Annotated in this window: 22 protein-coding genes; 5 read left to right on the top strand and 17 right to left on the bottom strand. The window is 62.0% G+C overall.

Annotated features, from left to right (window positions below; translation table 11 throughout):
- Positions 1-24 precede the first annotated feature (24 nt).
- Genes pgi through ABI_RS03310 form a run of 5 tightly spaced genes read right to left on the bottom strand, consistent with a single transcriptional unit; the run spans position 25 to position 4,758 of the window.
- The gene (pgi, locus tag ABI_RS03330) at positions 25-1,635 is read right to left on the bottom strand and encodes a glucose-6-phosphate isomerase (RefSeq protein WP_006271417.1); all 1,611 of its coding nucleotides are present in this window, start codon (positions 1,633-1,635) and stop codon (positions 25-27) included.
- Positions 1,632-2,609: a glycosyltransferase family 2 protein gene (locus ABI_RS03325; protein ID WP_006271416.1), complete on the bottom strand. Its 978-nt coding sequence runs from the start codon at positions 2,607-2,609 to the stop codon at positions 1,632-1,634. The genes pgi and ABI_RS03325 overlap by 4 nt, the downstream gene beginning before the upstream one ends.
- Positions 2,602-3,732 (bottom strand): tRNA epoxyqueuosine(34) reductase QueG, encoded by a 1,131-nt coding sequence (queG, locus tag ABI_RS03320; RefSeq protein ID WP_006271415.1) that lies wholly within the window; start codon positions 3,730-3,732, stop codon positions 2,602-2,604. The genes ABI_RS03325 and queG overlap by 8 nt, the downstream gene beginning before the upstream one ends.
- Before the next feature lie 7 nt (positions 3,733-3,739).
- The gene (gene fzlA / locus ABI_RS03315; RefSeq protein ID WP_006271414.1) at positions 3,740-4,441 is read right to left on the bottom strand and encodes an FtsZ-binding protein FzlA; all 702 of its coding nucleotides are present in this window, start codon (positions 4,439-4,441) and stop codon (positions 3,740-3,742) included.
- Positions 4,438-4,758, bottom strand: a complete 321-nt coding sequence (locus ABI_RS03310; protein ID WP_006271413.1) for a hypothetical protein — start codon at positions 4,756-4,758, stop codon at positions 4,438-4,440. Before ABI_RS03310 ends, fzlA begins: the two co-directional genes overlap by 4 nt.
- 202 nt (positions 4,759-4,960) lie before the next feature.
- Here ABI_RS03310 and ABI_RS03305 point away from each other — a divergent pair, with 202 nt between their 5' ends.
- Positions 4,961-6,178, top strand: coding sequence for a citrate/2-methylcitrate synthase (locus ABI_RS03305; RefSeq protein ID WP_006271412.1), 1,218 nt, complete (start codon positions 4,961-4,963; stop codon positions 6,176-6,178).
- 282 nt (positions 6,179-6,460) lie between these two features.
- Positions 6,461-7,258, top strand: coding sequence for an undecaprenyl-diphosphate phosphatase (locus ABI_RS03300; RefSeq protein ID WP_006271411.1), 798 nt, complete (start codon positions 6,461-6,463; stop codon positions 7,256-7,258).
- Positions 7,259-7,475: 217 nt separating this feature from the next.
- On the opposite strand, the gene ABI_RS03295 is transcribed toward ABI_RS03300, so the two are convergent.
- From ABI_RS03295 to ABI_RS03280, 3 genes are read right to left on the bottom strand one after another with little or no spacing between them, the layout of a single operon-like run.
- Positions 7,476-8,447, bottom strand: a complete 972-nt coding sequence (locus tag ABI_RS03295; RefSeq protein WP_006271410.1) for a complex I NDUFA9 subunit family protein — start codon at positions 8,445-8,447, stop codon at positions 7,476-7,478.
- A gap of 37 nt (positions 8,448-8,484) precedes the next feature.
- Positions 8,485-9,690, bottom strand: a complete 1,206-nt coding sequence (locus tag ABI_RS23360) for a flavin monoamine oxidase family protein (protein ID WP_006271409.1) — start codon at positions 9,688-9,690, stop codon at positions 8,485-8,487.
- Between the two features lie 41 nt (positions 9,691-9,731).
- Positions 9,732-11,942, bottom strand: a complete 2,211-nt coding sequence (locus tag ABI_RS03280) for a primosomal protein N' (RefSeq protein ID WP_006271408.1) — start codon at positions 11,940-11,942, stop codon at positions 9,732-9,734.
- Positions 11,943-12,035: 93 nt separating this feature from the next.
- Between ABI_RS03280 and ABI_RS03275 the strand changes: the two genes are divergently transcribed.
- A complete protein-coding gene (locus ABI_RS03275) occupies positions 12,036-12,719 on the top strand; it encodes a DUF484 family protein (protein ID WP_006271407.1) in 684 nt (227 codons plus the stop codon).
- Here ABI_RS03275 and ABI_RS03270 read toward each other — a convergent pair whose 3' ends face one another.
- A complete protein-coding gene (locus ABI_RS03270; protein ID WP_006271406.1) occupies positions 12,720-13,322 on the bottom strand; it encodes a hypothetical protein in 603 nt (200 codons plus the stop codon).
- Between the two features lie 385 nt (positions 13,323-13,707).
- On the opposite strand from ABI_RS03270, the gene ABI_RS03265 reads away from it, so the two are divergent.
- The gene (locus ABI_RS03265) at positions 13,708-16,125 is read left to right on the top strand and encodes a PAS domain-containing sensor histidine kinase (RefSeq protein ID WP_006271405.1); all 2,418 of its coding nucleotides are present in this window, start codon (positions 13,708-13,710) and stop codon (positions 16,123-16,125) included.
- Between the two features lie 161 nt (positions 16,126-16,286).
- Here the strand turns inward: ABI_RS03265 and ABI_RS03260 are convergent, their stop codons facing one another.
- Genes ABI_RS03260 through sdhC form a run of 8 tightly spaced genes read right to left on the bottom strand, consistent with a single transcriptional unit; the run spans position 16,287 to position 22,705 of the window.
- Entirely contained in the window at positions 16,287-17,405 is a 1,119-nt protein-coding gene (locus ABI_RS03260; protein ID WP_040308532.1) for an HPP family protein, read from the bottom strand.
- A gap of 25 nt (positions 17,406-17,430) precedes the next feature.
- On the bottom strand, positions 17,431-18,270 hold the full coding sequence (locus ABI_RS03255) for a glycosyltransferase family 2 protein (protein ID WP_006271403.1): 840 nt from the start codon (positions 18,268-18,270) through the stop codon (positions 17,431-17,433).
- Positions 18,267-18,587 (bottom strand): 2Fe-2S iron-sulfur cluster-binding protein, encoded by a 321-nt coding sequence (locus tag ABI_RS03250; RefSeq protein WP_006271402.1) that lies wholly within the window; start codon positions 18,585-18,587, stop codon positions 18,267-18,269. The genes ABI_RS03255 and ABI_RS03250 overlap by 4 nt, the downstream gene beginning before the upstream one ends.
- Before the next feature lie 24 nt (positions 18,588-18,611).
- On the bottom strand, positions 18,612-19,376 hold the full coding sequence (locus tag ABI_RS03245; RefSeq protein WP_006271401.1) for a class I SAM-dependent methyltransferase: 765 nt from the start codon (positions 19,374-19,376) through the stop codon (positions 18,612-18,614).
- A 2-nt stretch (positions 19,377-19,378) separates the two neighbouring features.
- Complete coding sequence (locus ABI_RS03240) at positions 19,379-20,155, bottom strand: succinate dehydrogenase iron-sulfur subunit (RefSeq protein ID WP_006271400.1); 777 nt, start codon at positions 20,153-20,155, stop codon at positions 19,379-19,381.
- Position 20,156: 1 nt separating this feature from the next.
- Entirely contained in the window at positions 20,157-21,947 is a 1,791-nt protein-coding gene (sdhA, locus tag ABI_RS03235; RefSeq protein ID WP_006271399.1) for a succinate dehydrogenase flavoprotein subunit, read from the bottom strand.
- On the bottom strand, positions 21,948-22,331 hold the full coding sequence (gene sdhD, locus ABI_RS03230) for a succinate dehydrogenase, hydrophobic membrane anchor protein (protein WP_006271398.1): 384 nt from the start codon (positions 22,329-22,331) through the stop codon (positions 21,948-21,950).
- Positions 22,328-22,705, bottom strand: a complete 378-nt coding sequence (gene sdhC, locus ABI_RS03225) for a succinate dehydrogenase, cytochrome b556 subunit (RefSeq protein ID WP_040308531.1) — start codon at positions 22,703-22,705, stop codon at positions 22,328-22,330. Before sdhC ends, sdhD begins: the two co-directional genes overlap by 4 nt.
- 408 nt (positions 22,706-23,113) lie before the next feature.
- On the opposite strand from sdhC, the gene ABI_RS03220 reads away from it, so the two are divergent.
- Complete coding sequence (locus ABI_RS03220; protein ID WP_040308530.1) at positions 23,114-23,560, top strand: hypothetical protein; 447 nt, start codon at positions 23,114-23,116, stop codon at positions 23,558-23,560.
- Positions 23,561-23,637 lie beyond the last annotated feature (77 nt).

Here is a 23,637-nt window from a genome sequence, read left to right as displayed (position 1 = left end):
TGTTTCCTGCCGCCCAGGTCCAAATCACCCCTTGACCCGCGCAATCAAAGCCGCCGTCGACGGATCATGCTCAGCCGGCACCTCCGCCGCAAAATCCTTCAACACGGCGCTGGCCAAGGTCTTGCCCAGCTCAACCCCCCACTGGTCGAAACTGTTCAGCCCCAGAACGATGCCCTCGGCAAAGGTCTTGTGCTCATACAGCGCCAGCAGCGCGCCCAGCGTCTCCGGCGTCAATTCGTTGATCAACACCAGGGTCGATGGCTTGTTCCCCGGGCACACCTTCTGCGGCGCGATCTGGGCCGTCTTGGCGGCATCGAAGCCCAAAGCACGGCACTCCGCTTCCGACGTCTCCAGAGACTTGCCGACCATGAAGGCCTCGCCCTGAGCGATGACGTTCGACAACAGCTTCTTCTGCATGTCGTCAGACGCCTCGGCGTTGTTTTCGACCGCGATCAGCTCCAGCGGCACAACGTCTTCAGACTGGTGCAGCATCTGGAAGAAGGCGTGCTGGGCATTGGTGCCCTCATCGCCGAACACCACCGGACAGGTCGCCGTCGGCAACACCTCACCGGTCGGCGACGTCCGCTTGCCGTTCGATTCCATCTCCAGTTGCTGCAGGAAGGCCGCCAGCCGGCGCAGACGGTGAACATAGGGAATGACGGCGCGCGACGGCCGGTTCAGGCCAATGCGGTTATAGAGTTGTGCCGCGGCCAGCAGGACCGGGGCGTTGCGATCGAACGGCGCGGTCAGGAAGTGCTGGTCCATCTCATGGGCGCCAGCCAAAAGACGCTCATAAACCTCATAACCCAGCGCGATGACCAGCGACAGCGACACGGCCGACCACAGTGAATAGCGCCCGCCGACCCAGTCCTTGAAGCCAAACACCCGATCGGCCGCGATGCCGTAGGCGCCGGTCTTGTCCGGCGCGGCCGAGACGGCGGCCATATGGGACTGCGCCGCTTCGACGCCAAGCGCCGCCACCAGCCATTCCCGCGCCGCCAGGAAGTTGGCAAGGGTTTCCTGAGTGGTGAAGGTCTTGGAGACCGCAATCACCAGCGTCTCCGCCGGATCCAGCCCGGCCAGGGCCAGGGCCAGCTCCGAACCGTCGACATTGGCGACAAAGCGGACGTCGATCTGCGGCGTCAACGGCGTCAGGGCCTGATAGACCAGGCGCGGCCCCAGGTCCGAACCGCCGATGCCGATATGAACGATGGTCCTGAACGCCTTACCCGAAGACCCCGTAATGGCGCCCGACCGGATACCGTCGGCATAGGCCTTCATGGCGTCTCGGGCGGTCTTGACGTCGGCGGTGATCTCCGCGCCCCGCAGGCGCAGGTTTTCGGCGTCGGAATCGCGCAGGGCGACGTGCAGCACGGCACGGCCTTCGGAGACATTGATCGTCTGGCCGGTCCACATCTTTTCGCGCGCTTCGCTAAGACCGGACTGCTCGAACACCTCGATGGAGCGGTCGAAACTGGACTTGGTCCAGCTTTGCTTCGACACGTCGATATACAGGCCGGCGACCTCCAGGCTCATCCGGCTCAGGCGGTCAGGGTCATTGCGGAACTGATCGACGATTTTGGCGGTGTCGTCGACAAAGGCCTGGGTCCTAAGTGCGTCCAAAACAGGGTTCATGGCAACCTCCGGTGATCCACCGCGCGGGTGGCGATTTTCAGCGGGTTCCATGTCAAGCTTTTGGCCAGGCGTAAAGCGGTTATTCGCCGCTCACGCTGAATTTTGTTGCGGCTGCGAAGAATTGGTACCATGCCGCCCAGGGCGTCGAAAATCGCCGTCCAGACAATACCCGCCTTACCTTTGAGCGTGTCCTTGATGGCCCCCACCAGGGTAAGACCAAGATGCACGGGCAGGGTCACGACCAACAGAACAAGCGGCATGGATTTGACATAAAGCCACAACCGGTTGCGATAGCCGTGATAGAGCGCGAAATCCGACCGCACCGACGTCGAGGCCGATCCGATATGGGCCACCTTCGCGTCAGAAACGAACACAGTGATCTCTCCAGCAAGCCGCGCCCGGAACCCCAGATCGGCGTCCTCGCAATAGCAGAAGAAGCGCTCGTCGAACCCGCCCAGCCGTTCGAACAGCTCGCGCCGGATCAGCATGGCGGCACCGCACGGCGCGAAGACCTCCGCCAGTTCCATCGGCGCAATCGGATGACCAAAGCCCGAGCGATAGGGAAACCCAAAGAAGGTCACGGAATCCCCCGCACCGTCCATCACCTCGGGCCGCTCGGCATCGACCTGTAACGCCGTGAAGATGCTGACCTGCGGATGCGCGTCGATGGCACTTTGCATCGCCCTCAACCAATCGCGATCGACAAAGGCGTCAGGGTTGATGAAACCGATCCATTCCGTCGTCGCGGTCGCCGCCGCCTGGTTCATACCTTTCGCGAACCCGAGGTTCTGCGTGTTGCGAATCTGGCGGACCTGGGGAAACTCGCCGGCCAAGGCATCCAGATCGCTATCGGTCGAGCCATTGTCGGCATGAACGATGACCGGATTGCCGCCCAGCCGGCCGAGGGCTTCCAGACATTTTTGCGTGTGAATGCCAGAGTTGTAGCTCAGAGTGATCAGAGTGACATCAGTCATACCGGCCCTCCCACGCCCGTTTTACCGCTTCGTCGGCTTCCGAATCACGATAAAGTTCAGAGGCTTGCTCTATGGCATCTGCGTCGCCGGTCTGATTCAGCGCCCAAACCGCCGCGCCGCGTATGACCGGCTCGCGATCGGTTAAACCCCGATGTATGGCCACAAGTAGTTCCGGGTTTTTCGAAGATTTCACCGCATTACCGAGGGCATACTGCACGTTTCTGAGAAATGACGTACGTCCGATGCGCTTGATCGGTGCCTTGCTGAACAATGCACGAAAGGCGGTATCATCCAGTCCCGCCAAGTCTGTCAGCAAAAGCTTATCAAAACCTTGCCGGGTCTGGAGTTTGATATCGGCCGCGGCTGTGGCGAATTTGTTCCACGGACAGGCCGCCAGGCAGTCATCGCAGCCATAGATGCGGTTGCCCATGGCGTGACGGAAGGACTCCGGCCACGCGCCACGGAATTCAATCGTCAGGTAGGACAGGCAGCGCCGGGCATCCAGTTGGTAGGGCCCTGTAAAGGCATCGGTCGGACACGCCGTCAAACACGCCTGGCACGAACCGCAATGATCGCGCTCGGGCTGGCCGGCCTCAAACACGCAGTCGAATAGGATGACCCCCAAAAAGAACCACGAGCCCAGGTCGCGCGACACCAGGTTGGTGTGCTTGCCCTGCCAACCGAGTCCGGCCAGTTGCGCCAGAGGCTTTTCCATGAGGGGCGCCGTGTCGACGAAGACCTTCAGTTCGCAGCCGGTCTGGTTCACGATCCAGGTCGCCAGTTGCTTGAGCTTCTTCTTGATCAGGTCGTGATAGTCGTCGCCACGGGCATAGACGCTGATATTGGCGGTTTCAGGTTCGGCCAGCAGCTCGAGTGGGTTGCTATCGGGGCCGTAATTATAAGCCAGAACCAGAGCCGATTGGGCATCGGGCCACATGTTGCGAGGATGGCGACGGCGGTCGAGGGTTTCTTCCATCCAGGCCATGTCGCCGTGATAGCCTGCTGCGACAAACGCGCTCAGCCGGTCGGCAGCGTCCCAGACATCGGGCAAGGCAGCGAATCGCGCGGCGGCAAAACCGAGACTCTGCGCTTCCTGACGGATGGCCTGCGCCAGATCGATCATGGCGCGACTAAAAGTCCAATTCCTGATAATGGGCCGATGGCGCCATGCCGGGCAGCTTGTCGTTCAGCAAGGGCCGGAAAGCGGGACGGCTCTTGATCGCCATGTACCAAGTTTTCAAAGACGGATACCGCGACCAGTTGATTTCATCGAAATAGTCCAGGATCGACAACTGCGCCGCGCAGGCGAAATCGGCATAGGACATGACCTGACCCGCCAGCCAGTTGCGATGCAGCAGCAGGCTCTCGAAATAACGCAGATGGTCCTTAAGCGCGTCACGGCCGGCGCGCATGGCGGCAATGTCCGGCGCTCCACCGCCCATCAACCGCTTCTCCATCTTCTCATGCAGCAGGAGGGCGTTGACTTCATAGTCGAACTTGCGCTCGAACCAGCCGACCAGGCGCCGGGCCTCGCCGCGTTCATTCAGATCCTCCGGCCACAGCCGGATCTCGGGGTAGGCTTCTTCCAGATGCTCCAGCACAGCGCGGCTTTCACACAGCCGGCGCGTCTTGCCGCCGGTATCGCCGGTCGGGGTCTCGATCAGAATCGGCAGCAGGCCGGACGGGTTCATGCGCAGAATGGTATCGTCGGGCTGCCAGTATTTGACCGGTACATCTTCGAAGGCCAGCTTCTTTTCGCCCAGCCCGAGGCGGGCGATCCGCGAATGGGGGTCGAAAGCAAAGTGATAGAGCTGACGGGAATAACTGATCATGCGTGTCCTTTGACCGGCCCTAAGGCAAAAACGCCGCCCTGCGGTGTGTTCGCGCCGCGCGGATCCGGGTGGATGATGATATCAGCATTCGGCAATGCCTCAAGCATACGCTTTTGCGCTGCCCGCAAAAGCATGTGGGCAGCTTCCAACATCAGAACGGCCGAATGGACCCGTGAGGTCGGTATGGCCATGCAACCCGGGAGACTCAGGGCAAACCCCTTCAGCCCTACTCGCAGGCAGGCAAGGTCGACCGGCAGGGCGCCAGCCAGGCGAATCTTCTGATCGGGCATCGATTCGGCTTTGGACATCATGGCCATTTTAGGCTCTACCCGGACAATTCGCAGTCACATCATCGTGCAAGGCAAAACTGTTAACAAGTGATGAATCCATGATGGATTCTTTTTACGAACGGTATATGATCAGAATCGAATCAATTCTTGATTATACGCCTTCCGTCCAAAAGTGGTCCCACTTTTGGAAATAGGTGGGGCGTCAAAAAAGTTAATTTGGGTTGCGTACATGTCACGTGTTTGGATCAGCCGGGCTGAAGCCCTGAAGCGTCTAGAGGTTAAGCCTCAAACCCTCTATGCCTATGTCAGCCGCCAGAGAATCGCGGCCAAGAGCGATCCGGCCCATCCGCGAAAAAGTCTTTACGCCCTTGACGATATCGAGCGTCTGTCGCGCCGCGCGCCTGGCCGTGTGCCGTTGCGTCCCGGCCCGACCGGCCCAGCGCCGGCCTATGACGCCCTGCCGCCCGGCCTGACCGGCGGCACCATCACGCGTGGCGAGGCGGCGATCGACACCGAGATTTCGATCACGGTTGAGGGTCGGCACTATTATCGCGGCCGCGACTGCATCTCCTTGGCCGCGACCGAGAACTTCGAGACCGTAGCGGCGCTGTTGTGGCAAAGCCGCCACCCTAATCCGTTCGGGCCGCTGAAGCCGCGTCCGGACGTCAACTTCCCGGGCGGCCCGCGCACGCGGGTCCTGTCCATGCTGAGCCGTCGCCTAGAAGAAGAGGCGATGACCGAGATCCAGCCGGAACGCGATCTCGGCAACGAAGCCGCCAGCCTGCTGAATGAGATGGTCGATGCCGTGACCAATGGCGGACCGCGTCTGTTTTTCCACCAGCGCCTGGCACGGGCATGGAAGGTTTACGACAATAAGGACACCGACCTGCTGCGCCGCGCCCTGGTGCTGTCGGCCGATACCAGCCTGGACGAAGCTACTCTGGCGGTGCGCGTTTCGGCGGCCACCATGGGCCCCCTGGCCATCCCTCTGATCGCCGGTTTCGGCACCATGACCTCGCCGAAGCTGGGCGGGCGCATTTCGCGGGCGGAGAGCTATGTCACCCAGGTGCGCCGGACGGGTAATCCGCTGGCCCTGGCCAAGTCGCTGCTGGAACGCGGCCTGGAACTACCAGGTTTCGAGCGGGACTACTCGCCGTCGGAACCTTTGCGCGCCAAGGCTTTGATCGATGCGGCGCCGCAGCTTGGCGAGGACCTGAAAACGGTGTTGCGGGTGGGTGAGGACCTGACCGGTCAGCCCGCCGGTATGTCTCTGGCTCTCGCTCTGATCGGCCGGCATCTGGACCTGCCGCGGGAAGCACCGGTAACTCTGTACGGCATCGGTCGCAGCGCCGGCTGGCTGGCCCATGCCATCGAGCAGATGCAGGCCGGCAGTTCGCCTAAGGCGCGGCTCCGGTATATCGGGCCACATCCGCAGATCGTGGATTAAGACCATTACGGTCCGGCGCGAAATACTCTAAGAGCCGCTTTATACCAGCGGCCTTAAGAGGCCCCCTCTGTCTCGACGCGCTAGAGCCTTCCGCTTTCGCTTGTTCGCCACCTCCCGATCAAGATGGGGAGGAGAGGCAAGCAACAGCTTATTCTCCTTCTCCTCCCCATTTCTGCAATGGGGAGGTGGCGAGCAAGTGAGCCCCTCTATGGGCGAAACGCGTCGAGACGGAGGGGGCCCCTTGCGAACATCACGGCCGTCACACAATTCCAAGGGTCGCTTATGGACTATCTGATTGCTGTATTGTTGGGCGTGGTGGAGGGCCTGACGGAGTTCCTCCCCGTATCGTCGACAGGGCACCTGTTGCTGCTGACGCATTTTCTAAAATTCGAGACCACGGGCAAGACCTTCGAGGTCCTGATTCAGCTGGGCGCCGTCCTGGCGCTGTTGACGCTGTATTTCCAGCGGTTGTGGGGCGTGGTGGTGACCTTGCCGACCGAGCCGAGGTCGCGCGGGTTTGTCATTTCGGTACTGGTTGCGTTTTTGCCGGCCATGGTGCTGGGGGTGCTGCTGCATGACTTCATCAAAACGGTGCTGTTTGAGTCGCCCCAGCTGATTTGCATCAGCCTGATCGTCGGCGGGGTGTTGCTGTGGGCGGTCGACAAATGGGCGCCCAAGCCGGTGCATGACGACGCCATGGTGCTGGACTGGAAGACGTCGCTGATCATCGGCCTGTTCCAGTGCCTGGCGATGATACCGGGCATGTCGCGGTCGGGATCGACGCTGATCGGGGCGATGTTGTGCAAGGTCGACAAAAAGGCGGCGGCGGAGTTTTCGTTCTTCCTGGCCATGCCGACCATGGCCGGCGCCTTCGCCTATGATGTGTTCAAGACTTACAAGCAGATGGATTTCAGCGATATGTGGTTGATCGTTGTGGGGTTCACGGCGGCCTTTGTCACGGCCGTGCTGGTGGTCAAGGCGCTGCTCGCCTATGTCAGCCGGCATGGATATGGCGTGTTTGCCGTCTGGCGGATCTGTGTCGGTGTCGTGGGACTGGTGCTGTTGCAGATGGGCTTCTAATTTATGGGGTGTGGGGTCGCCCGCCGCATGGCTATGGGCGTTCGTAGCGGAAATCGACCCACTGGGTCGATTTCATCAGATTTGCCGGCCATGCGGCAAATCCGCGCTTCTCACCCCCACAAATCCTTCTTTTCATTAAAAAACCTCGCCCTTTTGAGGGGCGAGGCTTTTTAATGAAGGGAAAGACTTGGGGCCGCAGGCCCCAAACCCCATAAGTTTAAGCCGCGATGGCAAACTGCCCATTCTTCCGGAACCGCCACAGATAGGTCGGCGCAATGGACTCCACCGCGGTGGCCGCAATCCCCAGATCCTTCAGACCCAGAGCGCCCTTCGGCACGACATTGTCCTTTTGCAGCAACAGGACCTGGTCCGTCGTCAGCAATGGCGCCGGCACCACCGACAGCATGCCGTGCACGCCGGCTTGGACATCCCCCGCCAACCCGATCATCCGCGCCACAAAGAACGGCGCCCAAACCAAAGGTCGCGGCTGCTGGATTTCTTTTCCGACATAGGCGATCAAATCCTTGAAGGCGAACACTTCCGGCCCGCCCAGCTCATACACCTTGCCATAAGCGCTGGCATTCCCCAGGGTCTTCGCCACCGCCCCAGCCACGTCACCGACATAGACCGGCTGGAACTTGTTTTCCGCACCACCGAAGGCCGGAATGACAGGGAACAGCTTCAACTGGGCGGCCAGCATCGTAAAGAAGCCGTCGCCTTGGCCGAAGATTATGCTCGGACGTATGATCACTGCGGTCGGGATCGCCTTGCGCACACCGTCTTCCGCCCAGCCCTTGCTTGACGCATAGGCCGACGACGATTTCGGATCGGCGCCCAGGGCTGAAACCTGCACGAAATCCTTGATCCCCTTCGCGGCACAGATCTGCGCCATCTTCGTGGCCGCATGACGATGCACAGCGTCGAACTTCGCCGACAGGGTCTCATACAAAAGGCCAACCAGGTTCACACAGGCATCGGCGCCCTTCAAAGCGGCCTCAATCTCCGAGTCGCGTCGGACGTCGCAACGGACCACCTGGATCTGCCCGACATCGCCCATCGGCTTGACGTCATAGGCCATCGCCAGGTGACGCACCGCCACCCGCACCCGCCAGTTCGACCGCGCCAGCAAACGCACGACCTGCTTGCCCAAAAAGCCCGAACCACCGAAAACCGTGACAACCCGCGTCATGACTCACTATCCCTGAAACTGATAGACCCTCGATAACTCAAGGCAGTGCGTCGATCAACCGCTTTCCCGACCGGAACGCCCCGGCCAAAGACGCCGGGAAGCGATCGTCAAAACTGTCGCCGCAAATCCCCACCCGGCCAGTCCACCACGGCGCATGCCGGCGATAGCCCGGCATCAAGGCCGAATAGGCCCCTTGGGTCCATGGATTGGCCAGCCATCGCGTGACGATCGGCTCGGCGACGACATACTTTTTCAGATCGTGCAGCTCCGGCACCGCCTTCACCACCTCCGCGACATAATGCAGCGCCTCGACATGCGAGAACCCCTCAACGACCCCCGCCGCGTCACCGGTGGCGAACAGGGTCAGCAGAGGCAGACCACCGCCGCGAACATGGCAGTAATGCGCTCGGGAATCGACCATCAGCACGCCGAGGTCCTCCGGAATGTGGCGGTCGGACAAAAAACCTGGATCCAGTTCCAGAATGATCTTGTTCATACGGCTGACCACCAACCCTTGCGTCGCCGTCGCGATCACCGACTGGACCTCAGGATCAAAACCGATCCCGCCGCTGTTCAACACGCCCAGGCCCACCGTCACTACAGCCCGGCCGGCCGCCATACCATCGACCTCGACCCTGCCACCGACCGACCGCACCTGCGCCACCGGTGTATCCAGCCGGATAGACTCGCGTCCGACCTCTTCGGCCATACGTGCCACCAGGGCTGCCATACCGCCATCCAGTTGCAACCCACCGGGCTCGCTTTCATCGGTCAGGAATTCGTAGGCCGACGGTTCCGCCGGCGGCTCCAGACCGTTCCAGCCCTGGCCGAACCGACGCAGCCATTTGCGGCCTTCCTCGTCCTTACCCAGGCCGGAAAGGGGCACATCCTGCGATTCGCCGCTGGCGACCGCTTTCGCCGTGTCCGGATCGACCGCTCCATCGGGCCAGTCGTCGCCGCGTTCAACCCGCTGGCCAAATTCATAGATCCGCATGGCCTCACTGGCATCCCTGTGGCCCGGCAAACCATAGGCGCGAATCAGATCGCCCAACTCGCTGTCTTCGCCATGCAGCCAGTGCGGCCCCAGATCGGCCGGTACGCCCGAGGGCAGCCTGCGCGTCTGCGCCCGGCCACCGATCTCTCCGCTGGCTTCCAGAATCGTGTAGCTCAGCCCGCGCGCCTTCAGCGCCAGGGCCGCACTGAGGCCGGAAATGCCCGCCCCGATAATGATCACGTCCGTCATGGCGCTATCCTAAATCCGCCAGATATAAAAAGGCCATGCGGCTACAGGAAACTGTACGGCTCGATATCCACGATCAGCCGGATGGCATTGGGTCGCTTGATCGCCGCCAGCCAGTGATTGACGAACCCCTGGAGATCGCGGTTGCGATCGGCCCGCACCAGGAAGCGCTTGCGCCATTGCCCACGCACCAGGGCCAGGGGCGCATCGGCCGGCCCATAGACATCGATACCGTCCGTGTTGGGAATAAACAGCGCTAGTTCCCGCGAGAACCGGTCCAGCAGCTTCTGATCCTTGGCCTGGAGGATCAGCGCCGCCAAACGGCCGTAGGGCGGGAAGCCGGCCATCTCGCGCGACATGCCCTCATAGGCGTAGAAGGCTTCGCGATCCTGATGCGCCAGAGCCTGCATCACCGGGTGTTCCGGCGTATAGGTCTGCAACAAAGCCTTTCCCGGTTTGACGCTGCGGCCGGCGCGGCCGGTTGCCTGCTGCAAGAGTTGAAAGGTCCGTTCGGCGGCGCGCAGGTCGCCACCCTTCAGGCCAAGGTCGGCATCGACAATCCCGACCAGGGTCAGATTCGGAAAGTTGTGGCCCTTGGCCGCGGCTTGGGTGGCGATAACGATGTCGATGTCGTGGTCCTCGATGCGCCGAATCAGGGCTGCCGAAGACGCAGCATCCGGTACGGTGTCCGATGAAAACACCTCCGCCCGCGCATCGGGAAAGCGCGACTGGACCTCTTCCAGGATGCGCTCGACGCCAGGGCCCACTGACACCAGGCTGTCGACCGCCTTGCAATGCGGGCAGATCTTGGGCTTGCGCATCGAAAACCCGGTCAGGTGACAGACCAGCCGCCCCGACGACCGATGTTCGACCAGCCACGAATCGGTATTGGGCGCCGACATCTTCTCACCGCACGCCTTGCACAGCACCAGCGGCGCATAGCCCCGCCGGTTCAGGAACAACAAAACCTGTTCGCGCCGTTTCAGGGTCTCCCAGACCTCGGCGACCAGGATATCCGACAGCCACATCTGTTCGTTTTTTTGGCCCTTGCCAGGCGCATGGGCCTTCATGTCGATCAGTTCGATATCGGGCAAAACAGCCGTGCCGTGCCGCTTTTCCAGCCGGATCCAGGTGTAGCGTTCCTTTTCGGCATTGGTCAGGGTCTCCAGCGACGGCGTCGCCGAGGCCATGACCACCATGGCGCCGTCCATCCGCGCCCGGAACACCGCCAGGTCGCGGGCGTGATAGCGCACGCCCTCCTCCTGCTTGTAGGAACTGTCGTGCTCCTCATCGATGACGATCAGTCCCAGCCGCACATAGGGCAGGAACAGGGCCGAACGCGCGCCAACGACCAGCCGGATTTTACCCGTCGCCACACCTTCCCAGATACGGCGCCGCGAACTGTTGCCGATATTGGCGTGCCACTGCGCCACCTCGACGCCGAAGCGCGCCTTCAGGCGGCCCAGCACGGCCTGGGTCAGGGCGATTTCCGGCAGCAGGATCAACACCTGGGCCGCCGGATCGGCGCGCAGCACATCGGCGACGCTTTCGAGATAGACCTCGGTCTTGCCCGACCCTGTCACGCCGTCCAGGAGCACGGGCGCAAAGCCCTTGGCCATCTCCATCTGCAGGAGTTGATGCGCCGCCGACTGCGACGGGTTCAGGCGTGCCGGGGCGAAATCCGGGTCGGGTTGCGGGATGCGGTCGTCAAATGGCAGGGCGACCTTTTCCAGCACGCCTTCCTTGGCCAGGCCCGTGACCACGCCTTCCGACACCCCGGCCGCCAGGGCCAGTTCCCCAAGCCCCATGGGCAGGATGGCGGTTTCGATCACCCGTTCCCGCGCCTTGGTGATTCGCGCCGGTTCGATGCCGGTCCGGACATAGCCCAGCCGAACCTGGGCGCGAGCCACCTTCAGGGCGCGCAGGCAGCCATTGAGAAAGGTGCCGGGCGGGGTAACCGTCCAGTTGGCCGCCCACAGCCAGAAGTGCAGCGAATTTTCCGGCACCGGCGGATCGTCGGGCTTCGACAGGATCGGTTTCAGGGGAAAATCGATCGCTTCGCGAATCAATCCAATCACCAGGCCGCGCACCTTGGCGTGACCCAGCGGCACCACGACATGGTCGCCTATGGCAATGTCCATGCCGTCCGGGACGGCGTAGTCGAGGGCTTCCGGCACGGGCGCAAGCACAACAACCTTAGCCGTTAAAGTTAATTTTTCGCGGGAATCGGCCAAGTATTCGGTAACGGGAGTCATCCACAATCCCCTAACACGAAAACGCACGGTTTGTCACAAACACAGGGGGAAATGCGCTTCACAGAGTGCGGGTCTGGCCTTAAGGTGCGGCCCATGACCACCGACAGCGAATTAACCTCGCACGATCTCGACGACTGGCAGGCCCTGCGCCGCCACCTTGTCAAGCATGCCGATCAGATCGCGCGTGATCCCGCCCTGCTGGACGCTCTGGGCCTGCAGCCCAGGTCGCGCCACCTGATCGACTTCGGTCCGGCCGCCCTGTCGCGGCTGGAAGCGCGGGCGCTGAAGGATTTTGATGTCCGCCGCCAGCTCGAAATGACCGCCAAGGCCAATTTCGACGCCCAGAACCAGACCCACGGCCTGGCCCTGTCGCTGATGGAAGCGCGCAACCATGCCGACCTGGCGCGCCGGCTGAACGAAGAATCGCGCAACCGCTTCGGTCTGATCGCCGCGACGATTGCTCTGGAAGATATCGCACCCGTGCCGCTGGGCTGGAAGACGCTGGATTACGGCGGCGTCGACTATATTGTCGGCGAGACCGGCCTGAGCCTGTTGGGACCCGACGCCGTCTGCCGCGTGCTGTTCGATGACGACACCAAGCGCATCAAGTCGGCGGCCGTTCTGCGGATTGCCCTGTGGCGTGAAGGCAGGCCGGGCCTGGTAGCGTTCGGATCGTCGGATTTCGATGGTTTCTCGCCGGACATGGGCGCCGAACTGGTGGCCTTTGTGTCCCGCGTGGTCGAGCGCGTGGCCGAACGCTGGCCCGTCCTGGCGTAACTATTCGTCGGCTATCACGATCCCCGGATTGTCCGGCGGGATAAAATCGAACAAACCGAAATCCAGCGCCTTTTGTGGCCGCGGTGAGGTCAGTGGGCTGTCCATCAGGCTCAGCATCTCGTCCGGCGTCAGATGACCCTTACGTGCCCGTTTGCGCAGGTCCTTAGGGTTGCCCGCGGGCCCCGGCCGCGACGCCGGCACCGCGTCGAGAATTTTCCAGTAGCTGATCGACAACTGCCATACCGTCTCCAGCGGTGCCGAGGCCTTCGGCCAGCGCGCGCCCTCACTGAACACCGGCTGGGCCGGTTTGGCGCGCCGCACCGGTGCGTCCTTTATCCGGCAGGTCAGCTTGCAGAACCGGTCCTCGACCGGCGGCAGGAAGATGTGCCCCGGCCGGTGGTCCTCGACCAGACCGGTATAGATGTTCAGGGCCTCCGCCTCGTCTTCATACACCGGCCCCAACGACTGGGTGACGAAGGCGACCCGGGCATCGGCGGCCAGCTCGGCCTCTTTCTCGCGGATGGCGCGCTTCGCCTGGCTCTGCTTCAGCTGAGCTAAGGCCTCATGGGCGTCTCTGGCAACGGGGTAGGCAGTCATCGACATGATTGTTCACGTTTTGATCCAAGCCTCATAAACCTAACGCACAGGTATGGCAATTTCATAAACCGCAGACGAGGTAAAATCACCACGCACCCTCGCTGAAGTCGAAGCCAGTGCGCGCATGTGTCGTAAAGGTGCCCGACGCAGCCCCGGACGCCAATACCATCTGCGACGACCGCACCATTTACGACAGCAGCCGGCTCGGCCTGTTCGACCGTCCAGTTCGCCTTATTAGGCAACAGTCCCCATGTCCTGGCCACCGGCAATATCCTCATCGCCTGAACGGTTTCGTAACTTTGGCGTAACTATGGTTAACGGCATTTTCATAATTTGGGCGAATCGTCTTAATGTAGAGTAGAGTACCAGTGATTCGTACGGAAAGCCCCGCATGGCCTTAACTTCCATCGCCTACACCGCTGCCGCCGGCGCCATGGCGCTGGCCCTGTCAACCACCTATCTGGCTTGGCGTACGCGATCCACGCTGGCCAAGGCGCGCGACCTGCTCAAGGGCGACCTCTTCGTCAAGGAAACCATGCTGAGCGAACTCGACGCCGCGACGTCGGCGTTCGATGAAGCCTTCCTGGCCGTCGAAGGTGACGCTGTCCGCCTGGTCTGGGGCGATGATACGCTGAAGGCCTGCGCCGAAGCGCTGGGCGTGCGCACCACCAACGATGCCGAACGCGCGCCCCTGGTTGTCGAAGCCCTGGGCAAGACATCGATGGACGCCTCCAAGGGCCTGAAGGCCCTGATCGCCGAGGGCAAGACCTGCCGGTTCGAAGTCTTTGCCGACAATATTCCGGGACTGATTTCCGCCAAGCCGGCCGGCCTGACCCTTGTCATCGACGGCAAGGCCTCGGGCGCCACCGCCTGGATCCGCCTGGCCATTGCCGGCGCCAAACAATCCCTGTCGTCGGGCCCCTTTGCCCAGATGGCCGAACACCTGCCGGCGCCCTGCTGGATCTGCGCCCGCGACGGCCGCATGGTGTGGGCCAACGAAGCCTGGCTGAGGGCAGCCGAGGTTCAGGACCTGGAACAGGCCCTGCGCGACGGTGCCACACTGGACCGCAGCGCCGACGCCCTGGTCAGCGACGCCACCGAGTCGCGCGCCCGTCGCGAAGGCTTCCGCTGGCTGACCATCAGCGGCCAGCGCCGCGCCTTCCAGGTCATCGCCGAACCGTTGAACGACGCCTATACCTGCGCCTATGCCGTCGACGTCACCGAGGCCGAAGACAGCCGCGAGGCGTTGAAGCGCCACGCCAAGGCCCATGACGAGACCCTGGACAGCCTGGAAGACGCCGTCGCCATCTTCGGCCCGGAGCGTCAACTGACCTTCCACAACCGTGCCTTTGAGAAGCTATGGGAATTGGAGCCGGCGTGGCTAGCCGAACGCCCGACCCACGCCGAATGGCTTGACCGTCTGCGCCAGAAGCGCCGCCTGCCGGAGACCAGCGACTATGCCGGTTTCAAGGGACGTGAATCCGAATTCTTCGGTCTGACCCATACGGCCGACGACGAGATGTGGAGCCTGCCCGACGGCCGGTCATTGCGTGTCGTGCGTCAGCCGCATCCGCTCGGCGGACTGCTGATCCTGTTCTCGGACAAGACCGGTGAATTGAAGCTGAAAGCCCAGTTCAACGCCCTGATCCAGGTTCAGAAATCGACCCTCGACCAACTCAACGAAGCCGTATCGGTCTATGGCAGCGACGGCCGCCTGCGTTTGCGCAACCAGGCTTTCGACAAGTTCTGGCATCTGCGCAGCGACGACATCGCCGCGGTGATGGACTTCGCCCATATCGCCGAACTGTGCCTGCCCCTGGTCCATGACCGCGGCTTCTGGGCTGAGCTGAAGGCGCGGGTGACCGACACCGATCCTCTGGCCCGCGCACCGCAACAGGGCGAGATCAAGCTGTCCGACAGCCGTCTGGCGCAATGGCGTACCCAGCCCCTGCCCGACGGCGCGACCCTGGTCGTTTTCTCCGACATCACCGCCACGCGGTCGCTGGAAAAGGCAATCGAGGACCGCGACGAGGCCTTGAACGAATCGGTGCGGCTGAAGCGCGAATTCGTCGCCAATGTCTCATATGAACTGCGCACGCCACTGACCACCATCGTCGGTTACGCCGACCTGCTGCACGCCCAAAATATCGGCCACGACACCAAGCAGAAGGCCTATCTCGACTCGATCCAGACAGCAGCCCAGGAACTGGCGCGGTCGATCGATGATGTGCTGGACATGGCCCAGATCGACGCCGGCGAAATGTCGGTTTCAACCGCCGATATCCGCCTGCTTGATATCGTTGCCGAAGCGGCGGCCCGCCAGGCCGACGCCTTCAAGTCCAAGAGCGTGCATTTCGACTACACCGGCGTGCGCGAAAGCGGCCTGGTCCATGTCGACGGCCGGCGGTTGGGGCAATGCCTGGACCACCTGCTGGGTCATGCCGTGCGCAATGCGACGGCTGCCGGGTCCGTGAGCCTGAATGCCAGCAAGGACGGCGACAACCTGCTGCTGGAAGTTGCCTATTCCGGCCGCGGCATCCCCTATCACGTCCAGGCGCACATCTTCGACCGCTATATCGGCCGTGAACGCGGCGGCCCGGGCTTGGGTCTGGCGCTGGTCAAGGCTCTGGTGGAGCTGCACGGCGGCTGGATCACGCTGGAAAGCGAGCCGAACGAAGGCGCCAGCTTCAAGATCCGTCTGCCCAAGCAGAACCTGGTCGGCCGGGAAACGCCTGTCGCGGTCAAGCCTGTGCCGGCAGCGGTGAAGGACGGCCCTAAGAGCAGCACAACGGTCGCCGACGTGGCGTGATTCGTCGAATTCAGCGAAATCTTAGTCTTGCGGAGCGCTATAACGCCGTTCTTCAGGCGAAAACGAATCAACCATGGATTAATGAAGGGTGAACTTGACCACGGCTCACGAGAATGTGAATCCATAGTTGAATATTTAAAATAGTACCTCAAAAAGATAGTCTATGCCGCCTTGTGGAACAGGGCGCGCATCATGTCGGAAGCGCTGATGACGCCGACCAGGCGCTTCTTGTCATCCAGCACCAGTACATGGAGATGGTCGCCTTCCGAGAAACGCGGCATCACCTCCGCCACCAGATCGCTGGCCTGAACCGATGCAAAGACCAGGGACATGATCTGGCCCGCCGCCTCCGGCTTGTCGGTATGCACCGTGCGGACGGGCTCCAGAAGCCGCGCCAACCCTCTGTCCGGCGCCTGGGGCTCCAGCACCCCAGCCTCACGGCGGTAGTCCTCCTGCGACAACAGGCCCAAGACGCGATGCGCACGGTCGACCACCGGCACAGCCTTGATGTCGTTCGCCTGCATAACCTGCCACGCTTCGCGCAGATGCGTGCCGAAGACCACGATCACCGGCTTGGGCGTCATGATGTCGCCGCAAGTCAGGGCGCCGGCCATGCGTTTGTAGGCGATCAATTCACTGGCCCGCAGAAGCTGGTTCAGCTCTTCGGTATCGATGGCCAGGACCTCGTTGTGCTGGGCCAGGGCCTCGGCAAAGTCGTTCTGGGTGATGCGCAGCAGGCCGGATGCCTCCCGCGGCGCCGCTAGAACTGGATGAGGATACGGTTTGCGCGTCAGGTTGTTATAGAGCAGGCCGAAACCGACGAGCAGCAGCGAATTGGTCAGGGCCGGAAACACGGCGAATTCGAACGCCTTGGCGCCCGTTAGGACCACCAAAAGCGCCATGGCGCCGCCCGGCGGATGCAGGCAGCGCAGCGTGAACATGGCGCCAATGGCCAGGCCCACCCCAAGGCCTGCGCCCAGGGCCGGGTCGGGAATCAGGTTACCGACGATCAGGCCGGCAAGGGCCGACACCGTATTGCCGCCGACCACAGACCACGGCTGGGCCAGGGGGCTGGACGGCACGGCATAGATGAGCACCGCCGAGGCACCAAGCGGCGCGACCAACCAGGGCGACAGGTTGAAAAACCGCGCGATCAGCAGGCTGATGATGGCGGTGAAAGCGATGCCCAGGGCGGCGCCCAGCGAACTGCGCAGGCGTTCCTGGAAATTGACCGCCATGGGCCGCGGATAGAAGCTGGCAGCAAGTTGGTGCAGGTTCAAGCGATCCCCCGTGTGCAGTTGCGCTCTAATTTTGGCTGAGGATGCGCCGAAACTGTTCATACAACGGCACGAACAGTGGCATACGCGCCTCCATATGCTCGTAGCGCTCCATCGGGCGGTCGATCTTCTCCCAGATCTCTTCACCATCGGTGCGGACGCGGGCGGGATCGTCGCTCATGGCGCCGGCGCGGCCACGGGCTATCTTGCGATCCCAGTCCTCACGCGACTTGACCTGGTAATGGTTCAGGTGCGCGATGCCATGGTCGATGACGTCGGTGACGCCCTTGAACTCGCTCATAGCGGCAGGCTTTCCGCTGGCATGGACCTGCCGGCCGTCGCGAAGGTCGGCATGGTGGATCCACATCCGCTCGATCTGCTGCGGCCGGGCGAAGGTCTTGACGTGCAGGTTGTTGCTGAAGCCCTTGTGCGGCCCCGTCATGAAGGTGTCGGTCACCAGTTCGTAGTCGGCGGTCTTGCGGCCGGAGGAACCGAAGGTCAGCCAGTTCAGGGTCACCGCGCTGATCGTGTCGTCGTAGCGCGCCAGGAAGTCATTGATGTCGCCGTCTTCGTGCAGAACGACGAATTCGTCGCAGTCGATGAAGGCGACCCAGTCGAAATCCTTGCCGTCATGGACCAAAGCATGATTGTAGGCGGCGATCTGGGGCGACAGGCCAGGTTCGGACAGCCACGGGATGCGCTGGATCGGATATTCCTCGGAAAGGGTATCGAGGATACGGGCGCTGTCATCGTCGCTTTCGTTGTCGTAGACGATGATGCGGTCGAAACCCAGCCTCAGGTGATAGGCAAGCCATTCGGTCAGGAAGCGCCCTTCATTGCGGGCAATGGCGATGATCGCAACGGTCAATGCTGGTTTTCCGGCATGCGGACGACCAGTCCGTCCAGAACGTCCGAGACGATGATCTGGCACGACAGGCGCGATGTGGGTTGCAGGTCGTTAGCGAAGTCCAACATCGACTCCTCCATGACGGACGCGGCGCCGGTGCGTTCGCTCCACGCCGGATCGACATAGACATGGCAGGTGGCACAGGCGCACGCGCCGCCGCAATCGGCGTCAATACCCGGGATATTGTTCTTGACGGCGCCTTCCATGACGCTCTGGCCGGGCTTTACGTCGATGACGTAAGCCTTGCCGGTATGTTCAATATAGGTGATCTTGGCCATGGTCTCGGGAGTTGCTGCGCCGGCTTAAAGGTTCGGGAAGACGTTGTTGGTGACGACGTTGCTGCCCTCGGTGTTGCGGCCCTTCTTGATGAACAGAAGATTGTGGTAGAAATGCATGCCGACAATGTTCATGTCGAAATAGTTGGGCTGATAGCCCGGGCGGTGCATTTCCTGCCAGTTCAGGCCGTCGACCAGGCTCTTGAAGAAGGGCATGGAGGCCTGGTGGGTATCGACCTGGGTCAAGCCGCCGCCATAGGGCGTCCAGTAGCTGGTCTGCATGTCCTCGATAACGTACCAGCCGTCGTCGGCCAGGTGCTGGAACAGCATGTAAAAGGTGCCGATGACATGTTCCGACCGGTGGCTGCCGTCATCGATGATGATGTCGAACTTGGCGCCCTTCAGGTCGGTCAGGATCTGGGCCAGGATGATCGGGTCGGCCTGGGAGCCCTGATAGGTGCGGATGCGCTCGCCCTTGACATTGGGCTTGGGGATCAGGTCCAGCCCGGCGATCTGGCCCTTGGGGAAGTAATCCTGCCACATGCGCAGCGAGTTGCCGCCGGCCTGCTCGTCGAAATCGCCGCCGATGCCGATTTCCAGCACATTGACCGGCCGGTCGCGCAACTCGGCGAAGTGGCGGTGATAGTGCTGGGTATAGCTGTGGCCGGCGGCCTTGTCGGTGCCGTGGCGCTCGGCCAGCAGGGTCAGGTCATCCTTGGTGGGTGCCGCGGGCGGCGCCACGCGGCCGGCAATTTTCGCCAGGATGGAGCCTATCAGGCCGGTATCGGACATGGTTACCCCTTCGCGGGCATGAGTTTCTTGATCTCTGCGATGGCCTTGGCCGGGTTCAGCCCCTTGGGACAGACCTGGGCGCAGTTCATGATGGTATGGCAACGGTAGAGCTTGAACGGATCTTCCAGCGCTTCCAGTCGTTCCTTGCGGTTCTCATCGCGTGAATCGGCGATCCAGCGATAGGCCTGCAGCAGGGCTGCCGGGCCGAGATACTTGTCCTGATTCCACCAGTAGCTGGGGCACGAGGTCGAGCAGCAGGCGCACAGGATGCATTCGTACAGGCCGTCCAGCTTGTCACGGTTCTTCGGCGTCTGCAGCCGTTCCTTTTCGGGATCGGGCGTCTTGGTCTGCAGGAAGGGCTCGATCGAGGCATACTGGTTGTAGAAGCCGGTCAGGTCGGGCACCAGGTCCTTGACCACCGGCATGTGCGGCAGCGGCGCGATGGTGATCTCGCCGGAGAACTCATCGTGACCCTTGATGCAGGCCAGGGTGTTGCGACCGCCAATGTTCATGGCGCAGGAACCGCAGATACCTTCGCGGCACGAGCGGCGGAACGCCAGGGTCGAGTCGATGCTGTTCTTGATGTGGATCAGGCTGTCCAGCAGCATCGGACCGTGATCGGCCGAGTCGACCTCATAGGTGTCCCAGCGCGGGTTCTCGCCGGTGTCCGGGTCGAAGCGGTAGATCCTGTAGGTGCGCGTCGTCTTGGTCCGCTTCGCGGCCTTGTAACGCTTGCCCTGTTTGACCTGGGAGTTTTTCGGAAGGGTAAGCTCAACCATCTTAGTAGACCCGTGCCTTGGGGGCGATATACGCGATGTCGTTGGTCATGGTGTAGGTATGCACCGGACGATAATCGATGTTGGTGGTGCCCGACGTGAGATCGATCCAGGTCAGGGTGTGCTTCATCCACTCGTCGTCATTGCGGTTCGGGAAGTCCTCACGGGCGTGGGCGCCACGCGATTCCTTGCGGTTCAGTGCGCTGTCGACGGTAACCACGGCCTGCGAGATGAGGTTGTCGTATTCCAGAGCCTCAACCAGGTCGGTGTTCCAGATCAGGCCGCGGTCCTTGATGCCGATATCGCTGGATGCCTGGAAGATGCCGGTCATCCGCTTGGAACCCTGTTCCAAGGTCTCGCCGGTGCGGAAGACGGCGGCGTCCTCCTGCATGGCGTGTTGCATACGGTCGCGCAACACAGCGGTCGGCGTGCCGCCGGAGGCGGTGCGGAATTTTTCCAGGCGGTCGAGGTGCGACTGCACCTTCGAAGCCGGCAGATCGACGTGCGGCGTGTTCGGCTTGACCAGTTCCTTGGCGCGCAGGCCGGCAGCACGTCCGAAGACAACCAGGTCGATCAGCGAATTGGAGCCGAGGCGATTGGCGCCATGCACCGAAACGCAAGCAGCTTCACCCACCGCCATCAAGCCCGGAACGACCGTATCGGCGTCGGCGCCCTTCTTGGTCAGGACTTCGCCGTGGTAGTTGGTCGGGATGCCGCCCATATTGTAGTGAACGGTCGGGATAACCGGGATCGGCTCCTTGGTCACGTCGACGCCGGCGAAGATCTTGGCGCTTTCCGAAATGCCCGGCAGGCGCTTGTGCAGGATTTCCGGCGGCAGGTGGTCCAGGTGCAGGTGGATATGATCTTTCTTCGGACCGACGCCGCGGCCTTCGCGGATTTCCATGGTCATGGAGCGCGAAACAACGTCGCGCGATGCCAGGTCCTTGGCCGACGGGGCGTAGCGTTCCATGAAGCGTTCCCCGGCCGAATTGGTCAGGTAGCCGCCTTCACCGCGCGCGCCCTCGGTAATCAGGCAGCCGGAACCGTAGATGCCGGTAGGATGGAATTGCACGAACTCCATGTCCTGCAACGGCAGGCCGGCGCGCAGCACCATGGCATTGCCGTCGCCGGTGCAGGTGTGAGCCGAGGTCGCCGAGAAATAGGCGCGGCCATAACCGCCGGTGGCCAGGATGACGAGGTGGGCGCGGAAGACGTGAATGTCGCCGGTATCGAGTTGCCAGGTGGTGAGGCCGCGGCAGACATCGCCATCCATGATCAGGTCGAGCGCGAAATATTCGATGAAGAATTCGACATTGTTGCGCACCGACTGGCCGTACAGGGTGTGCAGCATGGCATGGCCGGTACGGTCGGCAGCGGCGCAGGTGCGTTGCACCGGGCCTTCGCCGAAGTTACGCGTCATGCCGCCGAAGGGACGTTGATAGATCTTGCCGTCCTCGGTGCGCGAGAACGGCACACCCCAGTGCTCCAGCTCATAGACAGCCTGCGGCGCATTGCGGACCAGGTATTCGATGGCGTCCTGATCACCCAGCCAGTCCGACCCCTTGACGGTGTCGTACATGTGCCACTGCCACTTGTCCTCGCCCATATTGCCGAGGCTGGCGGCGACGCCACCCTGGGCGGCGACGGTGTGCGAACGGGTCGGGAAGACCTTGGTGATGCAGGCCGTTTTCAGACCGGCCTGGCCGGCGCCGAGCGCGGCGCGCAGGCCCGAACCACCGGCGCCGACGACGACGACATCGTATTCGTGTTCGATGATGTTGTAGGACTTGGTCATTTACGCCCCCTGGTACACGAGCCAGAGCGCCACGCCGGTGGCTACGACCACGGCCGCACTCAGGACAAAGGTAAGGAAAAGAAGAAAGCCACGGGTTCCGGGCTTGCCAATATAGTCGTCGATAATAACCTTCACGCCCATATACATGTGCCAGGCCGTGATCAACATGGTGGCGGCAATGGCAAGGATATTGAACGGCTTGGCAACGAACGCCAGGGCACCGTCATAGCCTGTGCCGGCAATGGTGAAGGCCGCATATGCCGCCCAAAGGGTCAGCGGGATCAGCGCGATCGAGGTGAAGCGCTCGGCCAGCCATTCGCCGGCACCATGCTTCTCGGATTTTTTCCAGGATTGGGCCGAGCGGTTGATCGGATCGTGGCTCACAGCGACACCTTTCCGGTAGCGAACAGAACCGCCCAGAAGGCGAGGGTCAGGATAATGCCAAGTGCAAATGTCCAGGCGGTCAGCGCGTTGGCCTTCTTGAGTTCGAACGAAGCGCCGGTATCCCAGATCAGATGGCGCAGGCCGCCGCCGAGGTGAACGAAACCAGCCAGGCTGAGGCCGAACCAGACCAGAAGGCCAAGCGGGGTCGAGGCATACTGCAAGAAGACCGTGTAGGTTTCACGCCCCAGCGCGAGACAGACCAACCAGGCGGCGATCAGCACAACGCCGCCAACCGCGGCGGAACCGGTGATGCGGTGCATGATCGAGCTGAACATTGTGAAATGAAATCGCCAGATCTGAAGGTGCGGCGACATGGGCCGCGGAGATTGGGGACGCGGGGGTAGGGGGCGGGGAGGTAACGTCTTTTCCGACATGAACCGGACCTTCATCCTGAACGCAAACGGCAGTGGCATTGCCGCAAAAAAGCCTTACGGTACTGCGGGTCTTTTAGACGCTGCAACCGTAGTGTCAACAAAGCATTATGTCGCACAAGGGATTTCATCCCGCCTGCGACGTAACGCGGCGATCACGCGGTGGTGACCTCGGGATTCCCATTGAATCCTAATTTCGCCTGATTTGCGTTGTTCCCTTATCGGGTGAAAGAAATCTTAAGACCCGCGTGTTGAGGTCATAGTGTTACGGTAACGGCGGAGCCCGTGACACCTTTCATAACCAGTCAAAACCTGTTGTGCGAGTAACCCAAAGTGTTGTCTGTATTTCTGATGTCCGCCGCGCTCATCGCGCAGGAACCCGTCACCGTCAACGACTACCGCCGCGACTATGAAGCGCCGCGCAGCGAGTCCGAGGCACGCTACGATTCACGCCTGCAGCAAGCCTCCGCCTCCCGCGGCGGCCATATGGAAGGGGCCTGGCAGGTCTCGACCAGCGATGGCCGCAAACTGATCAGCCTGGAACTGCGCCATTCCGGCAACGATATCGAAGGCGCCTGGCGCTCGTCTGCCGGTGGCTACGGCCTGAACGCATCGGGCTTCGTCTCGGACGCCACACTGATCGGGCGTGACCTGGAGGTGAACTATTTCGTCGGTCAGGCCAAGTCGCCGATCATCCTGCATCTGCGTCAGGACGCCAACGGCACCTGGCGCGGCACATCGATGAATGTCGCGGGCGAAAAAACGCCGGTGGTACTGACGCGGGCTACTGGCAGTTAAGGTCTTGAGGGATTAGCGTTTCTTACCTCTCCCCGTTCACGGGGAGAGGACGAGAGCCGAGTGCAACGAAGGCGATC

This window comes from Asticcacaulis biprosthecium C19, assembly GCF_000204015.1.
Taxonomy (GTDB): Bacteria; Pseudomonadota; Alphaproteobacteria; order Caulobacterales; family Caulobacteraceae; genus Asticcacaulis; species Asticcacaulis biprosthecius.
Note: the sequence above shows the minus strand (reverse complement) of the source record. Positions and strands in the feature narration are given on the sequence as shown.

Coding starts and splice junctions, on each gene's coding strand:
- ABI_RS23360 (WP_006271409.1), bottom strand. CDS start 9,690: ATGACGGACGTGATCATTATCGGGGCGGGCATTTCCGGCCTCAGTGCG.
- ABI_RS03275 (WP_006271407.1), top strand. CDS start 12,036: ATGACCACCGACAGCGAATTAACCTCGCACGATCTCGACGACTGGCAG.
- ABI_RS03270 (WP_006271406.1), bottom strand. CDS start 13,322: ATGTCGATGACTGCCTACCCCGTTGCCAGAGACGCCCATGAGGCCTTA.
- ABI_RS03250 (WP_006271402.1), bottom strand. CDS start 18,587: ATGGCCAAGATCACCTATATTGAACATACCGGCAAGGCTTACGTCATC.
- sdhA (WP_006271399.1), bottom strand. CDS start 21,947: ATGACCAAGTCCTACAACATCATCGAACACGAATACGATGTCGTCGTC.
- ABI_RS03300 (WP_006271411.1), top strand. CDS start 6,461: ATGGACTATCTGATTGCTGTATTGTTGGGCGTGGTGGAGGGCCTGACG.
- ABI_RS03265 (WP_006271405.1), top strand. CDS start 13,708: ATGGCCTTAACTTCCATCGCCTACACCGCTGCCGCCGGCGCCATGGCG.
- ABI_RS03240 (WP_006271400.1), bottom strand. CDS start 20,155: ATGGTTGAGCTTACCCTTCCGAAAAACTCCCAGGTCAAACAGGGCAAG.
- ABI_RS03280 (WP_006271408.1), bottom strand. CDS start 11,942: ATGACTCCCGTTACCGAATACTTGGCCGATTCCCGCGAAAAATTAACT.
- queG (WP_006271415.1), bottom strand. CDS start 3,732: ATGATCGATCTGGCGCAGGCCATCCGTCAGGAAGCGCAGAGTCTCGGT.
- fzlA (WP_006271414.1), bottom strand. CDS start 4,441: ATGATCAGTTATTCCCGTCAGCTCTATCACTTTGCTTTCGACCCCCAT.
- ABI_RS03310 (WP_006271413.1), bottom strand. CDS start 4,758: ATGGCCATGATGTCCAAAGCCGAATCGATGCCCGATCAGAAGATTCGC.
- sdhC (WP_040308531.1), bottom strand. CDS start 22,705: ATGTCGCCGCACCTTCAGATCTGGCGATTTCATTTCACAATGTTCAGC.
- ABI_RS03325 (WP_006271416.1), bottom strand. CDS start 2,609: ATGACTGATGTCACTCTGATCACTCTGAGCTACAACTCTGGCATTCAC.
- ABI_RS03220 (WP_040308530.1), top strand. CDS start 23,114: ATGTCCGCCGCGCTCATCGCGCAGGAACCCGTCACCGTCAACGACTAC.
- ABI_RS03305 (WP_006271412.1), top strand. CDS start 4,961: ATGTCACGTGTTTGGATCAGCCGGGCTGAAGCCCTGAAGCGTCTAGAG.
- ABI_RS03295 (WP_006271410.1), bottom strand. CDS start 8,447: ATGACGCGGGTTGTCACGGTTTTCGGTGGTTCGGGCTTTTTGGGCAAG.
- ABI_RS03245 (WP_006271401.1), bottom strand. CDS start 19,376: ATGTCCGATACCGGCCTGATAGGCTCCATCCTGGCGAAAATTGCCGGC.
- pgi (WP_006271417.1), bottom strand. CDS start 1,635: ATGAACCCTGTTTTGGACGCACTTAGGACCCAGGCCTTTGTCGACGAC.